General features: G+C 61.7%; 4 protein-coding genes. 1 reads left to right on the top strand and 3 read right to left on the bottom strand.

Annotated features, from left to right (window positions below; genetic code table 11):
- Positions 1-59 precede the first annotated feature (59 nt).
- Genes KGB25_RS30295 through KGB25_RS30285 form a run of 3 tightly spaced genes read right to left on the bottom strand, consistent with a single transcriptional unit; the run spans position 60 to position 2,434 of the window.
- The gene (locus KGB25_RS30295) at positions 60-1,406 is read right to left on the bottom strand and encodes an ATP-binding protein (RefSeq protein ID WP_008041754.1); all 1,347 of its coding nucleotides are present in this window, start codon (positions 1,404-1,406) and stop codon (positions 60-62) included.
- Positions 1,403-2,080 carry a response regulator gene (locus KGB25_RS30290; protein WP_008029360.1) on the bottom strand — a complete coding sequence of 226 codons (678 nt, stop codon included), beginning with the start codon at positions 2,078-2,080 and terminating at the stop codon, positions 1,403-1,405. The genes KGB25_RS30295 and KGB25_RS30290 overlap by 4 nt, the downstream gene beginning before the upstream one ends.
- A 48-nt stretch (positions 2,081-2,128) precedes the next feature.
- Entirely contained in the window at positions 2,129-2,434 is a 306-nt protein-coding gene (locus KGB25_RS30285; RefSeq protein ID WP_008029361.1) for a hypothetical protein, read from the bottom strand.
- A 144-nt stretch (positions 2,435-2,578) separates the two neighbouring features.
- Between KGB25_RS30285 and KGB25_RS30280 the strand changes: the two genes are divergently transcribed.
- A complete protein-coding gene (locus KGB25_RS30280) occupies positions 2,579-3,370 on the top strand; it encodes a dienelactone hydrolase family protein (RefSeq protein ID WP_223438000.1) in 792 nt (263 codons plus the stop codon).
- Positions 3,371-3,530 lie beyond the last annotated feature (160 nt).

Here is a 3,530-nt window from a genome sequence, read left to right as displayed (position 1 = left end):
CCTTGAAATCGCCATCGCCGGCAAGCCGGCTCCTACAGGGGATCGCGGTGTTTTGGCAATCACACCACCGGAAAATGAATCCGGAACGCCGCGCCGCCCATCGGTGAATCGCCCAGCGTCAGTTTCGCGTTGTAACTCTCGATGATGTCCTTGACCACTGCCAACCCGATCCCCTGCCCCGGGTGCTGACGGTCCAGCCGTTCGCCGCGCTGCAGAATCCGCGCACGCTGATCCGGTGGTACACCCGGCCCGTCGTCCTCGACGCACAATTCGACCCCGCTCAAGGTCTCGCGCACGCTGATGCGCACTTCGCCCAGGCACAGGCGATAGGCGTTTTCCAGCAGGTTGCCCATCATTTCCAGCAAGGCGCCCTGCTCGATCGGCACGTAGCATTGCTCCGGCAGATCGAAGGCCACCCGTACGCGCTTGTCGCGGTAGACCTTGTCCAGCGTGTCGCAGAGGCTTTGCAGCACCGGCCGCAACCGCACCTGATGGCGCACCAGGCCGCTCTTGCGCAGGCTGGCGCGCTGCAATTGATAGCTGATCTGCTGGCTCATGCGCTCGATCTGGGTTTGCAGCACCCAGGCCTGATCACGATCCGCCGGGCGTTGCGCCATGTCTTCGCTCACGCCTTGCAGCACGGTCAACGGGGTTTTCAGGCTGTGGGCCAGGTCGCCGAGAGAATCGCGATAGCGGCTGCGCTGTTCGCGCTCGCTGTGCAGCAAGCGGTTGAGCGAGCCGGTCAGGCGCAGCAATTCACGCGGGTGTTGTTCGCTGAGGCTTTCGCGGGTGCCGCTTTCGATTTCGTCGAGCTCCTGACTGAGTCGGCGCAACGCCTGCAAGCCCCAGGTCAGGCCGATCCACAGCAACGCCAGCAGCACCAACAAAGCGGCGCCGAAACCCAGATAGAGATTTTCCCGCAGGCCTTCGAGGGTGTCTTCGTACTCGCGCACCGGTTGCAGCGCGACGATGCTGAACGCCGCGCTTTTGCCGCCAAGCAGTTTGACTTCGACGTCATAGACGAAGAATTCCTGGCCATTGGCTTCGCTGATCCTCGCGAACTCGTTACCGCGCCCGTCGTAACGCGGTTTGTAGTTGATGTCCTCTTCCTGAGTGCCCTTCGAGCGCCAGACCAGGTGACCTTCACGGTCATAGATGTAGCCGAGCAAACGGCTGTCGGTGAGGTTGAAACGCTCGTCCGGCAACTGCGCCGGCATCTGCAAGTGGTTGCCTTCGACCCGGGCGGCGGAAATCAGCGTGGTGACGTCCGACGCCAGGCGCTGCTCGATGGAATCCTGCAGCGCCAGGCTGAACGCGCCCTGCATCGCCGGCAGCAACGCCAGCATGAACAACACCGCCAGGATCGTGGCGGCGAGCATCAAACGGACACGAAGCGAACGAATCAAGTGCAGCGCTCATTGAACAGGTAGCCGAGGCCCCGCACGGTGTCGATCGGCTTGAAGCCGGCCGGGCCCTCGAGTTTGCGGCGCAAGCGGCCGACCAGCACTTCGATCACGTTCGGATCGCGCTCGTCGTCATCCGGGTAGAGCTGCTCCATCAAGCGGTCCTTGGCCACCACTTGCTGATGATGGCGCATCAGGTATTCGAGGATCCGGTACTCGTAGGCAGTCAGCGCCAGCGGTTGTTCATCGAGGGACGCCTGCTTGCGATTGAGGTCGAGCAGCAGCGGCCCGGCGACGATGGTCGACTGGGTGAAACCGCTGGAGCGACGCAGCAAGGCATTCAGGCGCGCATCCAGCTCTTCGAACTGGAACGGCTTGACCACGTAATCGTCGGCGCCGGCAGCGAGGCCTTCGACCTTATCCTGCCAGTTGCCGCGTGCGGTGAGGATCAGGATCGGGAAGGTCTTGCCCCGCGAGCGCAGCTGACGGATCAGGTCGAGCCCGCCCATGCCGGGCAGGCCGAGGTCGATCACCGCCAGGTCATGGTTGAATTGCTCGGTCTGGTACAGCGCCTCCTCGGCGTTGGCCACGGACTCGACCACGTGGCCACTGTCCGTCAGGCGGGTTTGCAGGTGATGGCGCAACAGCGCTTCATCTTCGACGACCAGCAATTTCATAACGCTCTCCCGGGCAATTCAACCTCTCCAGAGGTGCAACGGCGTATTTCAAGACAGATCATAGCGGCCCATGAGGTTCTCCTGACGGAGTTTAATGCCATTGTGAAAGACCGACACGTTCGCGTAAGCAGCGCAGTAATCGGCCTGAGGGTTCGGGCGGCCCAACTGCGCGCCCCAGGCACTGTCATGACTGACCACGCCGTTCGTGCCGATGCTGTGCAGGGTGAGGGACTTTTTGGGTCGCTCGCCGGTCTTCCCAAGAGCAAGGCTGGCGACATTATCGTCGGAAGCGAACGCCGCGGTGCTCGCGCTCAAAACGGTGAATGCCAGCAGCAGGTTTTTAAAGCCAGTCATAGGAAAATGTCCTCATGCGCAGATGCTTTGGGTACGGCGCTACATTACGCACCGGCCCCTGAACTCCCCCTGAACGCACTCTGAACCCGAGCTGAACCAGATCGACTAGTCTGTGTTGACGACTTTTTTGCAGGAGATCCGACCATGCGTATATTCCTTGCCCTGTTCTTGCTGGCCGTGAGCGGGCTCAGCCAGGCGGCCATCAAGACCCAGGAAATCCCCTATCAAAGCCCCGACGGCACCAAGCTGATCGGGTATTACGCTTACGACGACGCGGTTAAAGGCCCCCGCCCTGGCGTTGTGGTGGTTCACGAGTGGTGGGGGCTCAATGACTACGCCAAGCGCCGCGCCCGTGACCTCGCCGGTCTGGGCTACAGCGCCTTGGCCATCGACATGTATGGCGACGGCAAAAACACCGAACACCCCAAGGACGCCATGGCGTTCATGCAAGCGGCGATCAAGGACAGCGACGCCGCCAGTGCGCGGTTTCAGGCCGGGCTGGATCTGCTGAAGAAACAGCCGCAAACCAATCCGGATAAAATCGCCGCGATTGGCTACTGCTTCGGCGGCAGCGTGGTGCTGAACGCGGCACGTCAGGGCTTGCCGCTGGCGGGCGTGGTGAGTTTCCACGGGGCGCTGGCGACCAAAGCGCCTGCAACACCAGGCAGCGTGAAAGCGAAAATCCTCGTGGAGCATGGCGCGCTGGACAGCATGGTGACGTCGGAAAACGTTGCGGCGTTCAAGGCGGAGATGGACAAGGCCGGGGCCGATTATCAATTCGTCAACCTTGAGGGCGCCAAGCATGGGTTCAGCAATCCGGATGCGGATCGCTTGAGCCATGGCGATCATGGCGGGCCGGATATTGGTTACAACAAGGCGGCGGATGAGAAATCGTGGGCGGATATGCAGGCATTCTTCAAGAAGATATTTGGTTGAGCAGGTAGACCGCGGCGCGGCCTTCGCGGGCAAGCCTCGCTCCTACAGGTTAGCGTTATCCCCTGTAGGAGCGAGGCTTGCCCGCGAAGAACGATAACGCGGTCCAACGTCAGGGCTACCCAGCATCAAGGCAACCCGGCAAAATGCCCGACATGAATCC

The sequence above is a fragment of the Pseudomonas sp. BF-RE-21 genome, from assembly GCF_019947305.1.
GTDB lineage: Bacteria > Pseudomonadota > Gammaproteobacteria > Pseudomonadales > Pseudomonadaceae > Aquipseudomonas > Aquipseudomonas migulae.
Note: the sequence above shows the minus strand (reverse complement) of the source record. Positions and strands in the feature narration are given on the sequence as shown.

Bases quoted from the DNA above. Each gene is read 5' to 3' on its own strand.
- KGB25_RS30290 (WP_008029360.1), bottom strand. From the start codon at position 2,080: ATGAAATTGCTGGTCGTCGAAGATGAAGCGCTGTTGCGCCATCACCTG.
- KGB25_RS30285 (WP_008029361.1), bottom strand. From the start codon at position 2,434: ATGACTGGCTTTAAAAACCTGCTGCTGGCATTCACCGTTTTGAGCGCG.
- KGB25_RS30280 (WP_223438000.1), top strand. From the start codon at position 2,579: ATGCGTATATTCCTTGCCCTGTTCTTGCTGGCCGTGAGCGGGCTCAGC.